This is a genomic window from Paenibacillus sp. LPE1-1-1.1 (assembly GCF_040676435.1).
GTDB lineage: Bacteria > Bacillota > Bacilli > Paenibacillales > Paenibacillaceae > Pristimantibacillus.
Genome location: NZ_JBEGHY010000034.1, coordinates 74,584 through 93,541 on the forward strand (window position 1 = coordinate 74,584; position 18,958 = coordinate 93,541).

Genomic DNA, 18,958 nt, shown 5'->3' on the forward strand with positions numbered 1-18,958 from the left:
GAAATAAGCTTAAATGGTACAAAAGCTAACATTATATCATAACCAATTATTGGGGGAAAACAGGATGGAATATTTAAAGGATTTGCTGCTGAATATTTTCATTATTTGTTCTCCGTTAGCTTTGTACTACTATATCTACAAAATCAAGAACAACAAGCTCTTGTATCGCTTCTGTTTATATGTCCTCTTCTCGCTCGCCATCATCACGACGATGTCGTTTCCGATCAATTTAAACGGATTAATCTACGATTTCCGGTCGATTCCATTGGCGATCGGTTCCTTATTAGGCGGCGTCCAGGTTTCTTTTTTCCTGTATGCCACTCTTCTTCTGTGCCGTTCTTTTCTAAACAGCCCCAATGAATGGTTATACGTCATTTCGATATTGCCGAGTTTTGTCCTCTTCGTTTACTTATCCAAAAGCTACAGCTCGCTGACTTTAACGCAAAAAATAACCGCAGCGGTCCTTTATTGCACGCTTATTAAGCTGTTGACCTTTACCATCTACCTTTCTTATACGGGACAAATAGAGCTGCTTGTAAATAGACCATGGGACACGCTGCAAACGTATGTTTTGCAAGGTTTCATTGCCGGGGTATGCGTGTATGTAATCGAAATGATGCATCGTTTTTTTATCATGCAAGAGGAGATCGCGAGAAGCGAGAAGATGAAAATTGTCGGCGATATGGCGGCTTCCGTTGCGCATGAAATCCGAAATCCGCTTACCACCATAAAAGGCTTTGTTCAGCTTTTCGCTACGGCTGATCTCGATAAAGACAAGAAGAAGCTCTATCAAAAAATATGCTTAGAGGAATTAGACCGCGCGGAGTCGATTATTGCGGACTACCTCTCGCTCGCCAAGCCGGATCCGGAGGTCGTTGAAGCGATTGATGTCCATCAGGAAATGCATTATTTAGCGAACGTGCTCATGACTTACGCGAATTACAACAATATTCAAATTCAAGTGATGACAGAGGAAGAGCAAGCTTTTCATATTCAGGGGGACAGGTATAAATTTCGTCAGGCATTGGTCAACATCGGCAAAAATGCCATTGAATCGATGCAAAGCGGTGGCCTGTTGGAGCTGAAAACGATTATCCGCGATCAACATGCTTGGGTGATCTTGAGCGATAATGGGAGCGGAATGTCTTCTGATCAGATAAAGAGGCTGGGGACGCCATATTATTCAACAAAGGAAAAAGGGACGGGACTTGGAACGATGGTTTCTTTCGGGATTATAAAGAAAATGAACGGTAAAATCACGGTGAAGAGCGAGCCTGGAGCGGGAACGGAGTTCAATCTTATTTTTCCGAAGGCGAATTGACGCCTCGTCATTTATTATTTTATTTCTCCTAAATTTTTATCGGGTTAAGTTATGCGGCTGTTCGTGGTATAATAAAGCGATGCAGTCAATAACGATCATTGACTATGATAAAGGAGTCGGAAATATGCAGGTAGTATTTGAAGACTGGGATCTAAAGGTGAAGAAGACGTTTAATGCGACGAGCAAGCAGGAGGTATTAACGGTTACCGAAGCCGGAGATCTTTTAGGCCTATCAAAGGATCAGATGAAGGTATACGTGCTAAAGCACAACCTGACGAAAGTTGCGATTAACCGCAGCGTCCACAGATATCTATTACTGAAAAGCGAAATAGATGAGATTATAAGCAAAGCTTAATCTTTCGATAAACCACAGCCCTGTAGAGGGTTGTGGTTTTTTGTTGTCCTTATAAACGGATTTTTTTACATATTTCCAGCTGTAACAGTGAAAAGTACTAAAAGGTAAATAAATGAATGAGAAACGGAGCTGTTCAAAATGACGACTATAGGCGTTTTAGCCGTTTCTATTTTGGCATCGCTGCTTATTGCTCTCTTGGATATGGATATATATAAAGAAAATTTTGGAACTGCGCTCGGTAAGCAGTCGTTGAATGATAATGGCTGGCCGACCTATCTCATGATCGCAGCAGCCTTTATTGTGGCATTATTTCGGGATTTGCGAGGGCTAAAACGTGCTCGGGTCCGTAAAAGGCCACGGATCGCAAGCGGTGAACGCTCAGCAATAGGAACAAGCGATGACGAATAAAATGTCGGGGTTTCAAATCTATAGCCTCATGATGGTTTTGCTGTTAGGGACGTCCATTATCTTTGGGACACCTAAGGTGGTGCCGGATGTTTGGCTGGTTCCCCTCATTACGGTCCTTCCAGCGATCCTGTTGTTTCTATTCTATACGGTTCTGGTTTCCGCTGAGTCGCAGAGAAGCCTGTATGCTCTTCTCGTCAACGCATGGGGAAAAGTGATCGGAAAATCACTCGTACTCTGTTACAGCGTATATTTTCTTTATATTGCGGCCCGTAACATTCGGGATATGCTGGAGCTGGTCATGACGACCCTGTTACGTAAAACCCCGCAAGAGGTCGTTGTTGTACTGTTTGTGCTGATTATTGCTTATGCAGCCTTTGGCGGTGCACAGACATTAGGGCGATTATCGGAAGCCGTTATCGCGTTGTTACTTTTATTTTTTATTTGCATAGCTGCGCTCCTGCTTATGAGCGGGTCGCTTGAGTTGGAAAGAATGCTTCCTTTTTTGTCGAAAGGTTTTGTTCCCGTAATCAATACGAGCTTTTCAAGCTTATTATGGACGACTTATGGAGAATTGATCGTTTTCCTAGTGTTGTATCCGCGCATGATGGGAAAGCGTTCTTTCCGCAAAGCGGGAATGGCAGCGATTATATCCGCAGGCGTTATTTTGTGCCTCTCCGATCTGCTTCAGATCTGGGCGATGGGAATGGAATACGAGAAGTATTCCACGTTTCCTTTACTGGATGCAGCAAGGCTCATTAATGTTTCGGATTTTATAAACCGTATGGACGCCTTGGTCGCGTTGATCATCATTGTTGTCGTTTTTCTGAAATGTGCTGTTTTTTTATATGCGGGAACCAAAGGGGTTTGGGTTATCTTCGGGAAGGCAAGCAAAACATACATCTATCCTCTGGCCTTGTTGATTGGGGCCATGTCGTTAATGGTTACACACAGCTTTGCCGAGCACACGGAGGAAGGGCTTCATTTGGTTATCCGCTGCCTGCATATTCCGTTTCAGTTTGTCATTCCGCTTATTACGGGTTTATTGATTTGGATTCGTTCCAGGCGAAAGAGAGGCGAAAGCGGGTGAACTTAACAAATAATGCCTTACAGAGTGATTCGAAAAACATGTCTATACAGTCGCTCGAACATGTACGCTCCTATTTAACGCATGTCTTCGGTGATACGGAGGATCTCGAGGTAGTGCCGATTCGGGTTGGCGAAACCGTTGGACTGCTCTGCTATTTGGAAACGATGACAAGCGTCCCCTTTATCATGGACAACATCGTAAGACCGGTATCCCATAGCAATATGAGCCCGGTGCTTGGCAGCGCTGCTATGCTGGAGGAAATGAGAGAGAAGTATTATGGCGGGCTGTCTGCCATTTTTATAAACGATTTAAAGGAGCTCGCGCAAAAACTGACCACCGGGCATGCAGGATTAGCATTAGAGGGAGCTGCCGTCATGCTCATGCTTGACGTGAAGAAGCTGGATGCCAGATCCGTCGCTGAGCCAACCACACAAACCGTTGTGAGAGGGCCAAAGGACGGATTTACGGAATCAGCGGATACGAATATGAGCTTAATTCGAAGGCGTCTGATCAATGAGCAGCTGCGCTTTGAAAAATACACAGTGGGTGATAAATCGCAAACCCCCGTTTATTTAGCCTATTTGGAGGGAGCAGTAGATTCTGAGGTGCTTCGAAAGATCAGAACGAAACTGCAAACGAACGACATGTCCAGCGTACTTGATTCCGGAAATTTAGTAGAGCTGCTTAGACCGATCCGCTTCTCCTTGTTCCCAACCGTTTACAGCAGCGAGCGGCCGGATGCGGTTTGCACTGCAATTATGGAGGCGAAGGCCGCCATTATCGTAAACGGCAGTCCGTTTGTTTTGGTGGTTCCGGCAGTCATGAACGATTTCTTTAAGTCACCGGAGGATCACTACCAATGGTTTGCTTTTGGCACCTTTACGCGTTTATTGCGCTACTTAGCTTTCTTCTTCTCGCTATTCGTCCCGTCCCTCTATATAGCGATAACGACCTTTCATGCCGAATTGGTACCCACGGTGCTGTTAACAAGCATTGTGGGGCAGCGGGAAGGCGTCCCCTTTCCAGCGGTTATCGAAATTTTATTGATGGAAATCACGTTTGAAATTTTGCGTGAGGCAGGCACCCGGATGCCCCGGGTCGTTGGCCAAGCAATCTCCATTGTGGGAGCTTTAGTACTCGGTGAAGCAGCCGTTCAAGCGGGCATTGTCTCCAATATCAACGTGATCGTTGTATCCTTAACCGCGATTTCAGGCTTTGTTGCTCCCGTCTATACCTTTGGCGCCAATGTTCGGCTTTTGCGATTTGGTTTTATTTTTCTAGCTGCACTGCTTGGTTTCTATGGGGTCATATTAGGCGCTGTATTTCTGTTGATTCATTTGGTCAGATTGCATTCCTTCGGGGTTGCTTATCTTTCTCCGTTTGTTCCTTTTCGTTTAGGCCGACAAAAGGATGCGCTATTGGTTTTTCAAACCCCTTTGCCAAATGAGGAAAATGGGAGGGGGAAACCGTGAATAAAGCGAGTAGGTTCTTTCTTTGCCTTATGCTGTCGGTTAATTCTCTTGCTTTGTCCGGCTGTTGGGATAATACGGAGTTGAATAAGACCTCCCTGATTACCGGAGTGGCTTTGGAGCCGGGGCATAACGGGAAGCTGCGTCTAACCATTGAGACGATGATTGCCGGTCAATTAAATGAGAAAAAGGAATCGGTGCCTTCTGTTGTTCAGTCAATGGAGGGTAACACATTGGCTGAAATCGTTACGCGCTTTAACGAAAGTTTGGACCGGAACCTGCTCATCTCGCACGTTGGCGTAATTATCGTCGACGAACGGCTGGCCCGCCAAGGGCTTTCGTATATCTTGGACCCGTTGCAGCGGACAAGATACATCCGGGAGGATGTCTTAGTCTTGGTCTCGGAAGGTGTTCATGCTTCTCAAATCTTGAAGGTTCTTTATCCTCGAGGCGCGCAAACCTCGTCGAAGATTGTCTCCCAAGTAGAAAGCTACCGTGATTCATGGGGAGGAATTCCAGAATCCAGGTTGTATGATGTATCGCAAGCTATTCTTGCGGATGGAAGGGAGCTGACACTCGGTTCAATCTCGCTCAAAGGCCCCTTCAAGGATGCGAATTTGCTGGAAAGCATCAAGTCGGTTACGCCAAAGGCATCCGTCATTCTATCCGGAGCGGGGGTTTTCTCCGGGGACAAGCTGCTTGGCTTCATCACGCTTGAGGAGAGCAGGATGGTGCTAATGGCGCGGAACCAGGTGGAAGGAACCACTCTCTCTATTCCGGGCCATCGGCAAGATCTAACTGTTCGTCTTCTCGGTATTAAATCTGGTATTCATGCCTTCATGGATAAGGGGAAATTAAAGCTGCAGATTAATTTGGAGGGGAATGGCTTGATCGGGAGCGTTGACGAGTCCATTGATATAACGCAGGTTTCCGGGTACGATCAGGTGGAGAAGCTCGCTTCCGAGTACCTGGAGGAGCAAATGACCGCTACAATCCAAAGTATCCAAAAAAGGTTTGGGGTGGATGTGTTTGGCTTTGGCGAGCAAATGTACCGTAAGCGGTATAAGCAATTTTTGCCGCTCGCGAGCAGATGGAATGAGATATTCGCAAACACGCCTGTAACCGTAAAAGCAAAGATTAAGCTTCGCCGCTCTGAGTTGAAGACGAACCATATCAAAAATGAGGGAATTGGGCCATAACCTGCTTACGCTTCGGCTGCCATGAAATGAATAGGGCGTTATTGGGAGGATACGGCAGGATGTTTTCGAACGGGTGGGGGTGGTTCCCCCTCAATCCGCCGTAGACGGAATTATTGGAAATAGCACAGCCTGACGCTGTTTTTCAATCGATTTAGTATTCGTTATACTTAAATAGACCGATTGGAAAACATAAGCTGGAGGGTGAATTTCATTGACTTACATGGACATGTTAGGACGTCGGAGTATTATTTTGAAACGGAATATTGGGGATTTGATCATTAAGGGAAACAAGCAAGGGCTAAGCTCGCAGGAGAGCAGCTTCTATCAAAGCATGCTGAAGGAATGGCATCAAAACGAGAATGAATTGAACTCTGCCAGGAAGCATTCCTGAGGCAGAGCCCACATAAACGGGCGGTCGTTTAAGCAGCTGGAGCTGTTTGGGCGGCCGCCCGTTTTGGTCGAGCGGCTGGGCGGTCATTAGAGTGGTAGTGTGGGATCGAGCAAGAGTGGGAGCAGCTGTGTTGTCGTTTGTTCAACGCCCATGCGTAAGCGACGAGGCTGCGTTGTAGTTAGTGCAACGTAGAGCAGAACCAAGCTCGAGCAATAGGCCGCGTTGCAGTTTGTGCAACGTATAGCCGCGCCCCGCAAAGCGAGGGAAACTAGGCTACGTTGCAGTTTGTGCAACGTATTGCCCCGCCTCGCAAAGCGAGGGAAACTAGGCTACGTTGCAGTTTGTGCAACGTATATCCGCGCCCCACAAAGCGAGGGAAACTAGGCTACGTTGCAGTTAGTACAACGTAAACCCTCTCCAAACGCGGGTATCGATGCTACGTTGCAGTTTGTGCAGTAGAATGCCCGGATTAGTGCTCATTTACGGGTTGGAGGCTGATTCTGCTGTATTTTCTGCAACGTAGTCCAATAAATGTGTGTTATGTCAGCTTTCTATTGTACTTTCTGCAATGTAATTTGAAGATAGTGAGACGGTTACTGAGCAATAGTGTGGCAGTGGGAGATAGTTCGAGAGTGGGAGTGACTATGTAATAGTTATTGCAATGCCAAGCGCGATCAATAGGCTGCGTTGTACTTTGTACAACGAAAACCCCTCGAAACGCGAGTATCGATGCTACGTTACGTTTGTGCAATAGAATGCCCGGATTAGTGCTCATTTTAGGGTTGGAGGCTGATTCTGCTGTATTTTCTGCAACGTAGTCAAATAAATGTGTGTGATGTCAGCTTTCTATTGTACTTTCTGCACTGTAATTTGAAGATAGTGAGACGGTTACTGAGCAATAGTGTGGCAGTGGGAGATAGTTCGAGAGTGGGAGTGACTGCGTTAAAGTATGTATACCGCCCAAACGAAAGCGACGAGGCTGCAACGCAGTTTGTGCGACGTAAAGCCGAACCAAGCGCGATCAACTAGGCTATGTTGTAGTTTGTATCACGTAGAGCCCCGCAAAGCGAGAGTAGTTAGGCTACGTTGCAGTTAGTGCAACGTAAACCCTCTCGAAACGCGAGTATAGATGCTACGTTGCAGTTTGTGCAATAGAATGCCCGGATAAGTGCTCCATTTCTTAATGGAGGCTGTTTCTGCTGTATTTTCTGCAGCGTAGCCCAATAAATGTGTGTGATGTCAGCTTTCTATTGTACTTTCTGCAATGTAATTTGAAAATAGTGAGACGTTTTCTGAGCAAGAGTGGCAGAGGGAGATAGTTCGAGAGTGGAAGTGAGAGCGTTAAAGTTTGTATAATGCCCAAACGAAAGCGACGAGGCTGCATTGCAGTTAATGCAACGTGAAGCCGAACCCAGCGCGATCAACTAGGCTATGTTGTAGTTTGTATCTCGTAGAGCCCCACAAAGCGAGAGTAGTTAGGCTACGTTGTACTTTGTGCAACGTAAACCCTCTCGAAACGAGAGTATAGATGCTACGTTGCAGTTTGTGCAATAGAATGCCCGGATAAGTGCTCAATTTCTTAATGGAGGCTGTTTCTGCTGTATTTTCTGCAGCGTAGCCCAATAAATTTGTGTGATGTCAGCTTTCTATTGTACTTTCTGCAATGTAATTTGATGATAGTGAGGACGTTTTCTGAGCAAGAGTGGCAGAGGGAGATAGTTCGAGAGTGGGAGTGGCGCTTTGGATCACATGCTTTTTAAATAACCTTTTTACCGAGCAATCAAACAAAGATTAAAATATAAGGTATAATACATAGATGTTGATAGTTGGCAGTAAAAGATAAACGGAGGTTTCTGGTTATGTTAGCGGTGGAAAGAGCGGCGTACCTCACGATAGAAGACGGTCCTGCCGAGGATTTTATGCAAAAAATCAATTATTTGAATGCAAACGGCATTCGTGCGATTTGGTTTTGTCTTGGCGAGGCGTTAGAGAAAAATTTGGAAGCGGCATTATATGCTATCCAATCGGGCCATGTAATCGGAAATCGAGGTTACGGCCTTGCGGACTTCTCAACGATTTCCTTGATGGACGCGCGAGGACAGATTGAGCGAACGGACCGTCTGATAGATGACCTTTATGCAAGAACGGATATCGCCAGGCCGATCAAAGTGTTTCGTTTTCCTTTTATGCAGGACGATATGAATCAGGAGCATTTTGCCGGCATTCAGCTTGCGCTGGAGCAGCTTGGATATCAACAGCCTGCTTTTGAAAACATTCATTACGCGCCGCAGGACGAAGCAAGCCTGAAGCAGGGTCTACATGTGATATGCACGCAGGATACGTTCGATTTGGGATTGGAAGCCTCTTCAAGCGAAGGAAGCAGGCCGTTTGGTTCTGCGGGTAATGAAATAATTTTGATTCACGATTGGATCTCGGTTGCCCCGTTCAAAGTGCTCCTGGACAGTTTGTTAAAGAAGGGGATTGGCTTTCTGCTTCCGAGGGAAATGAAACAGCCTGCCGCCGCGTTCTAATTTCATCCGATGCCAAAAATAAACCGGGCGAAGCCCATCGCAATGTGAACATCGCGGTGTGCCTCGCCCGGTTTTTCGTTGCAAATAAAAATTCTTAAGTTTTCACCTATTAATGTGCTTATCTTATCTATTTCCGCAAAATGAGCTTAAACCGCCAAAGGACGGCGAAGCTTCTTAGGCTTGAAAACGCCGACTCGGATCAGTAAACGAATTTACGCTGCGCCCAGTAACTGAATAAAAATAACACAGCCTCCGTAAGCAGCTTGGCTACCAGCAAAGGCACGCCGATGCGCTCATTGAATACATGCATAAGGCCATAATTCAATAATAAAATGAGGATGACGAGCGCGAAATATTTTGGCATGGAGGTGCGGATGGCGGAGGGCTTATCTCTGTCAAATACGAACCTCTTGTTCATCGTGTAGTTAAAGATGGAGCTCGTCAGCCTTGCACCGAGTACAGCGAGCAGGAGGCTTGAACTGAAGAAATGAATCAGCGCAAGCAGCAAAATATCAATCAACGCAGATGACAAAGAGGAGATGCTGAACTTAAGAAATGGGGCATAGATTCTGGCGGAATCGATGATCGGCCTAAAATGAGATGATTTATTATGATCAAGATAGACGGTATCAATGGGCACCTCATGAAAGGAGTAGCCTGCCGCCGGCGCTTCGAGCAGCAGGTTCATCTCATATTCGAAACGCTCGCCCGGAATTCGGCACAGCCAGTCCAGCATATCGGCGGAATAGCCGCGCAGCCCGGTCTGCGTATCATAAATGCGCTTGCCGGTCGCAAAAGTATAGACCAGCCTCGTGGCTGTATTGCCGAAGCGGCTCCGGAACGGCACCTTGCCCGTAAAGCGTCTGCAGCCGAGTACGATAGGATGATTATGCTCCTCTATGCTGCTGGCAATTCTCATAATATCCTGCGGGAGATGCTGTCCGTCGCTGTCTGCGCATACGATGCCGTCGGTTACGCCCTTTTGCATAAAATAGTGGAAACCGGATTTCAAGGCATGTCCTTTTCCTTTATTTTCGTTATGCGTGATGACCGTGCAGCCCAATTCTCTAGCGGAAATAAACAGCTGGCTGTAGGCTTCTCCGCTTCCGTCATCGACAACGATGATGGGAAATGAGCCGATCTCCCTTAACTGCTGGATGAGAAAAAGGAGCCGCTCGTCCGGTTCGTAGGAGGGAATTAATATATTCATGGCGGTTAGCCTCCTTTGTAAAGGTTAAAAATACTTGTTATTCCGCAATGTAAAGGATGTCGCTGACACCGCGCTCCTGCTGTTTGCCTTGCGGGTTGTTGACGACTCTGCCCATGAAGTACATGGTGGAGGAGCCGCCGCCATCGAGATTGTAAGCTTCGGTTGCGCCTAGATCTTTAAATACCTGGGCAAATTCGGATAAGGTCATCCCTTTGCTGTAATTTTCCTTGCGTCCGTCAACGACGATGAAAACGTAGTGATTAGGAGCAATCATCCCAATGCCTGTGCGGGGATTAGAGCCCTGAATGGAGCGATTCCCGAAATTCGTGTCGATGACGACCTTGTCGAAATCGTTGACGACGGTTCCATCCTTCACGAGAATGGGACCAAAGGAATACGTCTGCGTTACGCCTTCCGCGAGCAGGTCCGAGGAGGAAAGCTGCTCTTCGTTATACGATTTCATGGTGCCGTCAGAGAGCAGCGCTAAGGCGTCGCGAGTAGGCTCATCCCGGTATAACGTGCCGTTTCGGATAATGACGCCATCGTCGCGAAAGCCATAATAATCACCATTGATAGCAAAAATGGCATTGTTTGCTGCCGCGATGGTCGACGTGTTTTCGGTTATATTTCGTCCGAATGCATTTTTAGCAAAAGCGGATTGCAGCAGATTCGCTTGTTCCAGCTGAACATCCGCGACGTAATAAGTGATTTTATCGCTTCCAGAGCCCGTTTCCACTTTACTAATTTGAATCGTCGTATCCTCGCTGCTGTAATTCCAATCATCCTGCTCCACTTGTTCGGTATCGCTTGCGGAGTTATTTGCTGCAGCGACGGGTGTTTCCTCGGCAGTAATCTTTACTTCAACATGCTCGATGAGATAACGGTCGGCAAGCGAGTACAGCACGCCGCCGAAGAGGAGAAGCAGCAGGGTAAGCATCAGCCAGATTTTTTTCTTTTTCGTCAGATTTATAATGTTGATCAGCTCCTAAAAAGGGAATAATGAAGTGTGGGGCTCGTGCTAAGCCTCATTCGAATATTGCTATTGTCTTATCGTAACGTTAAGAAGATATGAAGCAGGACTGAACGTTTACTGAAAGCCTTGAAGCTAGGAAGAGGAGAGCGGAGGCGGACCTTTGCGCGAGCTGCTTTAAATAGGGGGAATAATTGCGCAATTTATTGGAAAAATAGGCATGACAATGCCTCGTAAGTATGCGTATATGAAAGGATAGTGCCGATGAATGCAAGAATGCAGCAACTAGAGGACAGGCTGGCCGACCAGCATCACAAAGACTTGTTTCTTCAAACGAAGCATACGCTTCAGGCCATTGACGATCTTGCTGATCATCACAGGAGATTCCAGTCCATGCAGGCAATTAGCGGCGTCAAAATCGTAGGCGCGGAAGAGGCTGTGTTCTATGACACGTTGACGCAGGCAAAGGAAGAAATCGTAGCTACGTTAGAAAAGACGCTTAATGATCTTGAACACAAAGGCGATAAACATTACGATAAAAATTTTAATGACGGCGTGGAGTAGTCTGCACTTGTCCCAGCTTCAAAAAAAAAGAGAGCACCTTAAGGGGTGCTCTCTTTTGATGCGGTCGAATAGTTGGTTTTCATTAATCATAACAAGCCAAAGCGAATAGAATAAGAACGGGATTATGCCTGACTTAAGCCGACAACGAAACAAAGTAAGCGCTTTATGCGTTTATATAAACAAGAAGGTTTCTAGGAGAGAGAGGGGTTATCTGAGATGCGCTTAATTCCTGCAGAAAGAAGTGCCAATTGGTGGCTTTTGGCCGGAGCGTCCTCGTTGTTATTCAGCGTTTTGTTATGGATTATTCGTTTTCTTGTACTTGGTCAGCCGTTCACTGGCATGCAGGCTTTCCGTTTTATGGTGCTTGCTATCGTATTATCCTTTTTATTTAGTTTTATGGGCTGGTTAGGGGCGAAAAAGCTATGGCTGCTTTCAAACCTCGGGACGGTCATAGGTTTTCTGTTAATGGCTATTTATTCGCAGGATGTGACAGGCTGGGAGGACTTAGCCAGCTTCGTTATCTTTCTAGAAGCGGTGGCGGCAGGTTTTATTTTAGGCTTGATAGTTGAAGGAGTTTTCCTCGTTATGAGGCTGGCAAAAAAATAAAACCAATCGTTTGAAGGCACAGCGCAGGGAAAAGAGAGGCCGTTGAATAAACGGACGTCAGCAGGATGGCGGTCTTCGGACCGCCACCGATATACTAACTTGTACAGGATGCTCAGTGTTTTTTCTGGTATTCCACCGGCGTCATGCCGGTATGCTCTTTGAAGACGCGGCAAAAATATTTCGAATCCGCATAGCCGACCCGCGCGCTAATCTCGAAGGCTTTGAGCTCGCCGGAGAGCAGCAGCTCCTTGGCCCGGGCGACTCTTGTTTCCTTTAAGTGCGCCGTAAAGGTTTTGCCGGTCTCCCGGTTGACTAGGGTGCTTAAATATTCCGGCGTAATATTGAGGGCTGCCGCTGCTTCCTCAAGCGAAATCCCTTGGGAATAACGCTCACGCACCATGTGCAGCGCTTTGTTTACGAGCAAGCCGTACATTTCCGCCGCCGGGCCATCGGACGATGCTTTGGCGGCTACCGCGAGCAGGGCCTGCTGCAGCCCCTGCCGCGTCCGCGCTTTGCTTACGGCAAGCAGCAGTTCTTTATCGCCTTGATAATCGGATCCGCATTGCTCGAGCTGTCCGCGGACATGAAGCACCGAGGAGGCGAAGCGGTAACAAGCCTCAAGAATGTCCTGCGGGCGATGTCTCTCGCGGAAGCATTCGTCCAGGAACTGGCGGGCCGTTTCGGCAATCATGCCTTTATCTGCTCCGCTGATTGCTTTTTTCGCCTTAATTTCAAGCGAGATGGGGTATTGCAGCGGCATGCATTCCCGCTCGGCGGAAGCAATATCCTCTAGAGGGATGCGGTTGCCGATAACGATTGCCCAGAACGGGAGTTCAAAGAGATCGCCGAGGCCCTCGGGCAGCATTGACAGCCGCTCTACCGTTCGCCATATCCATACGATGTCGTTTAAGCCGCCGGCGCGAAGGACGGCGTCGGTATCCTCCATCAGCCGATCGGCAAATGCCGGTCGGCTTTTTCCATCCCAAGCTTCAGTCTGGCCGAGTAATATGCTTGAGCCGTCCGCTGCACGTTCCAATAGCAACGCGGCTTCAGGAGAAGTACTTTTGATGGCATCGTGCAAAAGCTGCCAGGTTTGCTGCAGGCTATGCTCATCGGCTGCGCCGGGATGGATGGCAGCCGCCCATAGGGGACGCTCAGGCATAAGCTTGACGCGGGAGCTGTCCCGGATGTCGGTCCGTTCCGCTCCGAACAGCTTCTCCATAACGATAGTCTGATGGAGCTGCCGCAGGGTCTGCTTCAGATCATCGGCGGTGATGGGCTTCATTAAATACTCGCTGGCACCGAGCCGGACGGCTTGCCGCGCATATTCGAATTCGGAATGGCCGGAGAGGATGACCAGCTTTGCCCCATTCCGGCTTCGTTTGAGCTCCTCGAGCATCTCGAGGCCGTTCATGACCGGCATTTGAACATCAAGAATAACGATATCCGGCTGGAGCCGAAGGATGAGAGCCAACCCTTCACGGCCGTCCTCTGCTTCGCCGACCACCTCGTAATCGCTGCTTAGCTTCCCAATGAGCCGGATAATGCCTGCCCGCGTCTTTCTTTCGTCTTCGACAACGATGATTCTCATGCTTTAATCCTCCTTATTCAGCTCCAGCGGAAGCTGCAGCGTGACAACGGTCCCGCGGCCAAGCTCGCTTTGTATGCCCCATGATGCTCTGCCGCCGTAATAGATACGGAGGCGGTCGAACGTATTTCGAATGCCGAGTCCGCTACCGGAAATACTTTCAGAGGAAGCATGATATTCACCATTGACCAGAAGCAGGTTGTTATCGGCGGACATTCCTTTGCCGTTGTCTTCGATGCGGATGATAAAGAAATCTTTATTTTCACGATATAAGGAAATGCCGAGCTTGCCCCCCGACGTGATGCCCGAGAAGGCATGAACGATCGAGTTTTCGATAAAAGGCTGGAGCAGCAGCTTGTGCATGCCGACATCCAGCAGCTCCGGCTCGCATTCGATTTCGCATTCGAACGCATCGTCGAACCGGTGCTTCTGCAGAAATACATATTGGCGCAGCCATTCCAGCTCGTCACGCACGGTGACCGTCGCGGTGCTGGCATTGATGCTGTAGCGCAAAATTTGGGCGAGGCTCTTCAGCATGCGGCTGATATCATGCTCGTCTTTCTCAATGGCCATCCAATTAATCGAATCCAGCGTGTTATATAGAAAATGAGGGTTGATTTGCGCTTCCAGCGCACGGATCTCCGCTTCCTTCTGCTTTCGGTTTGCTTGGGTCGTCTCGCCCATCAGCCGGTTGACGTTAGCCATCATTTTATTGAAATTCGTTGCAATAATAGAAATTTCATCTTTGCTTAGCTCTTCGACCTGTACGTTAAGGCGGCCGCGCTGGGCGGATTGCATCGCCTTGACGACCTTGCGAATGGAATCGGTCAATCTGTCGGAAAAGTAGTAAATCATCACGCTGGAGAGGAGAATCGCAAGCAGGCCTGCAATCCAGCCGAGCCGCTGCATCTTGTACATTTCCTCGAACAAATCTATCTGCTCGGTCAAATTGACAATGGACCAGCCGTTGACCTTCTCTTTATAGCTGTTGAGGATCGGCGCCTTCATGGGAATTTGCTCAACCGTCTTGCCGATCATCGATTTGTCGAGCGCCGACACGACGGCTCCGCTGCCGTCCACGAGCACGTTGTAGCTGCGAATGTTTGGCGGCGTAAGCGAAGTCGCATGGTTTAGCACCGATTCATACAGCGTAATGACAAGGACGCCGACGCCGTTTGTGTTGCCTGGCTGCAAATTCGTGATTTTGCGGGCGATATGAAAGACGTAGGACTCATTGTTATGAATGGATTGAACGGCTTCCGGGCTTGTTATGACGCTCTCATTTTCTCTGGTCATTGCTTGCTTATACAGCTCCAGCTGAAGAGCCTCTTCTCCTGTCGGCCACAAGCCGTTAAGGGCTTCCGATTCCTTGTCGAAGGAGATGACCTGCCCGGTCGGCATAAGCACCGAAATGCTGCGGATACCTTGCTTCGTGTACGCGTAATGGATTAATTTATCCTGCAAATCATAGAGCAGCATCGCTTTGTCGGGATCGTCGTGAATGATCCGGTTAACGAGCAAGAAGACGTCCGCGTCCGTAAATAACTGAAACACCAAATCCCTGTACGAGGACAGGGTGGAGTCTAGGCTTTTGGCTGTTTGCATTAAATTGATCTGCACGAGCTCATCTATTTTGTTTTGCATGGCTTTGCCGGTTTGGTAGTTCGTAAACGCTTGCAAAATGAGCAGCGGGAGTATGCTGGCAACAAGGAAGGCCGCAATCAGCTTGGTCCGAAAGCTCATTCCCCGCGTGAAAAGACGATTCATTTCATCACCTGTATCTCTCTATGGGATGCGGCTTTGGCGATTTCCGCTGTTATCATTGTAGCATAACCGCCGCGCCGTGAGCATTCTGGAGCGCGCCGCTCCCGTTCGTTCGCAAAGGGGATAGAAGGCAATAGGCGGCTGGTTCGCCTCAAGTTGTGTCCAGCAGCCGAAGGGCTGCGATCAGCCCTTCACGGCGCCGGCCGTTACGCCGCCGACGATATATTTTTGCGTGAAGAAATATAGAATAATGACCGGTATCATTGCGAGCAGGACGCCGGCAAACGCCAAATGAAGCTGAGTCGTATACTCGCCGAAGAACCTAACCTGCGTGAGCGGCAGCGTAGTGACCGCCTCCTTCTGCACGATGACCATCGATACGACAAAGTCATTCCAAGCACCGAGCGTTCCGAGCACAAGCACGGTCATCGTCACGGGCTTGAGAAGAGGGAAGACGATTCCGAAAAATATCCGGTATTTCGAGGCACCGTCGATCATCGCCGCTTCTTCCAGCTCCCGAGGCACCGTCTTGATGAAACCGGTATACAGAAATATATTGTAGCCGATACCGACGCCGAGCAGCGCCAGCACCAGTCCAGGCAGCGTGTTGAGCAATCCAAGATCCAGCCAAGTTTTGTACAGAGGGAACATGATAGCTTGAAAGGGCATCATAATGGAAGCGACGAACATGTAAAATAAAATGCGATAAAGCCTGCTGGTGCTTCGTGCGATGGCATAAGCGGCCATCGAGCAGACGAGAATGGTCAGCACGACGCAGGATATGGAGACGATTAGACTGTTTTTGCTTGCGTTGAAAAAATTCGAGGCTTCAATCGCCTCGGTGAAATTTGACCATGCAATCGTATGCGGCGGCAGCAGCGGATTCGTGTTGGCAGCGTCGATCGGCGATTTAATGGCATACATAACGACCAAATAAAAGGGAAAGAGCCCGATTAAAGCAGCTAAAACAAGAAAAATAATTTTGCAGGCATGCAGCGCTTTTTCTCTTTTTGAAATTCTCGTATTCAATATTCTACCTCCCGTTTGCGCAAAATCGACGTAAGGATGACGGTCGCGCCCATGACGAAAATAAACATGACAAGACCTGCCATCTGGCCGTATCCGGCTTTATTGAACGGAAATACATACTGATATACGTATTGGGCAATGGTCTGGGTGGATCTGCCCGGCCCGCCCACCGCGAACACATAATCGAACATTCTCAGCCCGTTGCCGATCCACAGCGGGATACAGTACGTGAAGGCCGGGGCAAGCAGCGGCAGCGTCACGGAGAAGAATTGCCGTGCCGGCGAGGCGCCGTCAATCGTCGAAGATTCGTAAACATCCTTCGGAATGGTTTGAAGGCCCGCATAATAAATGACCATGGCAAGCCCGACCTCTTTCCAAGAGGCCATTAGAATGACGCCCCACATGGCCGTCTTTTCGTTGCCCATCAGTCCGGAAATATGAAGGACGCTTGGAAACACCGTACCGTAGACATAGCTGAAAATATAAGCCGTGAGCACAAGGCTCATAATAACCGGCATAAACAGCGCGCTCTTAATAAAATTTTCACCCTTGAATTTGGATACAAGCATAACGGCGAGCAGCAGGCCGAAGACGTTGCAGAACAGCGTGTAGAACACCGTATACTGCAGCGTGTTGCCCATGATCTGCAGCAGATCCGTATCAGAAAAGAGCAGCTTGAGATTGCGCAGTCCGACATACTCATAGGTCGGCGAAATTCCGTTCCAGTTCGTAAAAGCAATATTGGCGCCTTTCGCGAACGGAATTAGAATGGCGAGACAGAAGAGCAGCAACGCAGGAAGGACGAAGGTAAACTTCACCAACTCGTCGCGATAGATTCGTTTCATAAACTCAACTCCAGTTCTAAGATGGAGCGGCCTTTCCTCCCTGGGAAGGGGAAGAAAAGCCGCATGTGATCAAGCTTATTGGGTAACTGAGCTAACCCATTTTCCGAGCTTTCTCGAATTCCTTATCCAAATTATTTAGTACCTCGTCAGGCTTGCGGTCGGCAGGGTTTTTCTGCATCATGTATTGTCCGAGCAGGCGCCATGTAATTTCATCCCACTGTGCATAGAAGGTAGGCTCTGCGCCGTTGTTAATGATTTTGCCAGTCTGGTACAGCTTCTGGAAGTCCGCGGCCATGGAATCCTGCGTCGCCGGCTTCAGATCCGGATTAAGCGCGCTGATCGTTTGAACGCCGTCGGCCCAAATTTGTCCGCCTTCTTCCGATGCCATGAACTCGAAGAACTGAAGCATTTCCTCTTTATTCTTGCTGTTCGCGGCAGGCAGGAAAGTATTGTCCGTGCCGTGGGTCATGACATTGTCTTCCGCATTATCGTAGGCCGGGAAGGTGAAGACGCCGAAATTACCCTCTGGATTGTACTGGCGGATCGTACCGATGGCGAAGCTGCCGATTACGGTCATTGCGGCTTTGCCCGTTGCAAAATATTGCAGTGATTTCTCATAGTCGATATCTCTGTAATCTTCATTTAGATAAGGCATCATCGTCGATACGCGGTCGAGCAGTCCGCGAATGTCCTGCAGATCCGTCCATTTCTTCTCGCCCGAAATTAACTGGGCAGGGAAGCTGGGATTGCGTTTTAATGTGCTGCCGAAAATATCCGGGTAAAGGTAGCTGATGTAGGATACGCCTTGCTGGAAAGCGCCGGCAAACGGCGTAATGCCCTTGGCCTTCAACTGCTCGCAGGCGGCGACGAATTCGGTCCATGTCATCGGAACCGCAACGCCGGCTTGCTCGAACAAATCTTTGTTATAGATGACGCCGTTTGTCATGAGATCAAGCGGCAATCCGTAGACGCGCTCTTTGTAGGAAACATTCGGAATGTACGTTTTGTTGATCTTTTGCGCGAAGCTCTCATCGGTAATGTCCATAAATACGCCTGATTCTAGAAAATCGATCATGGTATTAGGGCGGCCGAACATAATATCCGGCACGTCGCCGCCGGCGATTTTCATTTTGAGCGCGTCGTTGTACTTGTCGGATGCAACGATCTCAATATTGAACTTGATGTTTGGGTGCTTCGCCGAAAAGGCTTCTGTCATTTTTTCGAATGCTTCAACCTTCGGTTTCTCAATCATGAAATGCATGACGTTCAGTGTGACATCCTTCGCTGCGTCTTCTGCTGCGTTCTTGCTGCCGTTGCTTTCGTTTGTCTTTTCCTCATTGTTGGCGGAACCGCATGCGGACAAAATACCGAATGCGAGCATAAGCGCCAAAGCAGTAACCAACCATTTTTTCATAGGACCCCTCCTGGGTGAGCTTTATCATTACCGGCCACTCGGCCGGCGATTGGAACAGTTCAATCATATCCAATTGAAAGCGCTTTATAAATTCTAATAATTTAAAATAGGGTGGACAGATTTCAACTTAAATATTTAAATAGCATGACGAAGGGTGGCAGAGTGGCTGGGGATACACACATTTTACAGAGATGGCGGCACTTAATC

Annotated in this window: 17 protein-coding genes; 10 read left to right on the forward strand and 7 right to left on the reverse strand. The window is 48.3% G+C overall.

Annotated features, from left to right (window positions below):
• The first annotated feature begins 64 nt into the window (after positions 1–64).
• From MRBLPE1_RS23550 to MRBLPE1_RS23585, 8 genes are all read left to right on the forward strand, one after another.
• Positions 65–1,321, forward strand: coding sequence for an ATP-binding protein (locus MRBLPE1_RS23550; RefSeq protein ID WP_364149917.1), 1,257 nt, complete (start codon positions 65–67; stop codon positions 1,319–1,321).
• A gap of 124 nt (positions 1,322–1,445) precedes the next feature.
• Complete coding sequence (locus MRBLPE1_RS23555) at positions 1,446–1,676, forward strand: DNA-binding protein (protein ID WP_364149918.1); 231 nt, start codon at positions 1,446–1,448, stop codon at positions 1,674–1,676.
• A 138-nt stretch (positions 1,677–1,814) separates the two neighbouring features.
• Positions 1,815–2,084: a hypothetical protein gene (locus MRBLPE1_RS23560; RefSeq protein ID WP_364149920.1), complete on the forward strand. Its 270-nt coding sequence runs from the start codon at positions 1,815–1,817 to the stop codon at positions 2,082–2,084.
• The gene (locus MRBLPE1_RS23565; RefSeq protein WP_364149922.1) at positions 2,074–3,171 is read left to right on the forward strand and encodes a GerAB/ArcD/ProY family transporter; all 1,098 of its coding nucleotides are present in this window, start codon (positions 2,074–2,076) and stop codon (positions 3,169–3,171) included. Before MRBLPE1_RS23560 ends, MRBLPE1_RS23565 begins: the two co-directional genes overlap by 11 nt.
• Positions 3,168–4,643: a spore germination protein gene (locus MRBLPE1_RS23570; RefSeq protein ID WP_364149924.1), complete on the forward strand. Its 1,476-nt coding sequence runs from the start codon at positions 3,168–3,170 to the stop codon at positions 4,641–4,643. The genes MRBLPE1_RS23565 and MRBLPE1_RS23570 overlap by 4 nt, the downstream gene beginning before the upstream one ends.
• A complete protein-coding gene (locus MRBLPE1_RS23575) occupies positions 4,640–5,839 on the forward strand; it encodes a Ger(x)C family spore germination protein (protein ID WP_364149926.1) in 1,200 nt (399 codons plus the stop codon). Before MRBLPE1_RS23570 ends, MRBLPE1_RS23575 begins: the two co-directional genes overlap by 4 nt.
• A 250-nt stretch (positions 5,840–6,089) precedes the next feature.
• Positions 6,090–6,230 (forward strand): hypothetical protein, encoded by a 141-nt coding sequence (locus MRBLPE1_RS23580; RefSeq protein ID WP_364149928.1) that lies wholly within the window; start codon positions 6,090–6,092, stop codon positions 6,228–6,230.
• Positions 6,231–8,089: 1,859 nt separating this feature from the next.
• Complete coding sequence (locus MRBLPE1_RS23585; RefSeq protein ID WP_364149930.1) at positions 8,090–8,761, forward strand: polysaccharide deacetylase family protein; 672 nt, start codon at positions 8,090–8,092, stop codon at positions 8,759–8,761.
• A 199-nt stretch (positions 8,762–8,960) separates the two neighbouring features.
• Here MRBLPE1_RS23585 and MRBLPE1_RS23590 read toward each other — a convergent pair whose 3' ends face one another.
• Positions 8,961–9,971 (reverse strand): bifunctional glycosyltransferase family 2/GtrA family protein, encoded by a 1,011-nt coding sequence (locus MRBLPE1_RS23590; protein ID WP_364149932.1) that lies wholly within the window; start codon positions 9,969–9,971, stop codon positions 8,961–8,963.
• 37 nt (positions 9,972–10,008) lie between these two features.
• Positions 10,009–10,908 (reverse strand): phosphodiester glycosidase family protein, encoded by a 900-nt coding sequence (locus MRBLPE1_RS23595; RefSeq protein WP_364149933.1) that lies wholly within the window; start codon positions 10,906–10,908, stop codon positions 10,009–10,011.
• Positions 10,909–11,205: 297 nt separating this feature from the next.
• Between MRBLPE1_RS23595 and MRBLPE1_RS23600 the strand changes: the two genes are divergently transcribed.
• A complete protein-coding gene (locus tag MRBLPE1_RS23600) occupies positions 11,206–11,505 on the forward strand; it encodes a hypothetical protein (protein ID WP_364149935.1) in 300 nt (99 codons plus the stop codon).
• A gap of 216 nt (positions 11,506–11,721) precedes the next feature.
• Complete coding sequence (locus MRBLPE1_RS23605) at positions 11,722–12,111, forward strand: hypothetical protein (protein ID WP_364149937.1); 390 nt, start codon at positions 11,722–11,724, stop codon at positions 12,109–12,111.
• Positions 12,112–12,223: 112 nt separating this feature from the next.
• Here the strand turns inward: MRBLPE1_RS23605 and MRBLPE1_RS23610 are convergent, their stop codons facing one another.
• The 5 genes from MRBLPE1_RS23610 to MRBLPE1_RS23630 form a co-directional block, all read right to left on the reverse strand.
• Entirely contained in the window at positions 12,224–13,702 is a 1,479-nt protein-coding gene (locus MRBLPE1_RS23610; RefSeq protein WP_364149939.1) for a response regulator transcription factor, read from the reverse strand.
• Positions 13,703–13,705: 3 nt separating this feature from the next.
• Complete coding sequence (locus MRBLPE1_RS23615) at positions 13,706–15,466, reverse strand: cache domain-containing sensor histidine kinase (protein ID WP_364149941.1); 1,761 nt, start codon at positions 15,464–15,466, stop codon at positions 13,706–13,708.
• Between the two features lie 180 nt (positions 15,467–15,646).
• Positions 15,647–16,492: a carbohydrate ABC transporter permease gene (locus tag MRBLPE1_RS23620; RefSeq protein ID WP_364149943.1), complete on the reverse strand. Its 846-nt coding sequence runs from the start codon at positions 16,490–16,492 to the stop codon at positions 15,647–15,649.
• Complete coding sequence (locus tag MRBLPE1_RS23625; RefSeq protein WP_364149945.1) at positions 16,489–17,337, reverse strand: carbohydrate ABC transporter permease; 849 nt, start codon at positions 17,335–17,337, stop codon at positions 16,489–16,491. Before MRBLPE1_RS23625 ends, MRBLPE1_RS23620 begins: the two co-directional genes overlap by 4 nt.
• 91 nt (positions 17,338–17,428) lie before the next feature.
• Positions 17,429–18,751, reverse strand: coding sequence for an ABC transporter substrate-binding protein (locus tag MRBLPE1_RS23630; protein ID WP_364149947.1), 1,323 nt, complete (start codon positions 18,749–18,751; stop codon positions 17,429–17,431).
• Between the last annotated feature and the right edge of the window lie 207 nt (positions 18,752–18,958).

Coding starts and splice junctions, on each gene's coding strand:
- MRBLPE1_RS23585 (WP_364149930.1), top strand. CDS start 8,090: ATGTTAGCGGTGGAAAGAGCGGCGTACCTCACGATAGAAGACGGTCCT.
- MRBLPE1_RS23590 (WP_364149932.1), bottom strand. CDS start 9,971: ATGAATATATTAATTCCCTCCTACGAACCGGACGAGCGGCTCCTTTTT.
- MRBLPE1_RS23630 (WP_364149947.1), bottom strand. CDS start 18,751: ATGAAAAAATGGTTGGTTACTGCTTTGGCGCTTATGCTCGCATTCGGT.
- MRBLPE1_RS23550 (WP_364149917.1), top strand. CDS start 65: ATGGAATATTTAAAGGATTTGCTGCTGAATATTTTCATTATTTGTTCT.
- MRBLPE1_RS23605 (WP_364149937.1), top strand. CDS start 11,722: ATGCGCTTAATTCCTGCAGAAAGAAGTGCCAATTGGTGGCTTTTGGCC.
- MRBLPE1_RS23560 (WP_364149920.1), top strand. CDS start 1,815: ATGACGACTATAGGCGTTTTAGCCGTTTCTATTTTGGCATCGCTGCTT.
- MRBLPE1_RS23565 (WP_364149922.1), top strand. CDS start 2,074: ATGACGAATAAAATGTCGGGGTTTCAAATCTATAGCCTCATGATGGTT.
- MRBLPE1_RS23595 (WP_364149933.1), bottom strand. CDS start 10,908: ATGCTTACCCTGCTGCTTCTCCTCTTCGGCGGCGTGCTGTACTCGCTT.
- MRBLPE1_RS23600 (WP_364149935.1), top strand. CDS start 11,206: ATGAATGCAAGAATGCAGCAACTAGAGGACAGGCTGGCCGACCAGCAT.
- MRBLPE1_RS23555 (WP_364149918.1), top strand. CDS start 1,446: ATGCAGGTAGTATTTGAAGACTGGGATCTAAAGGTGAAGAAGACGTTT.
- MRBLPE1_RS23610 (WP_364149939.1), bottom strand. CDS start 13,702: ATGAGAATCATCGTTGTCGAAGACGAAAGAAAGACGCGGGCAGGCATT.
- MRBLPE1_RS23615 (WP_364149941.1), bottom strand. CDS start 15,466: ATGAATCGTCTTTTCACGCGGGGAATGAGCTTTCGGACCAAGCTGATT.
- MRBLPE1_RS23625 (WP_364149945.1), bottom strand. CDS start 17,337: ATGAAACGAATCTATCGCGACGAGTTGGTGAAGTTTACCTTCGTCCTT.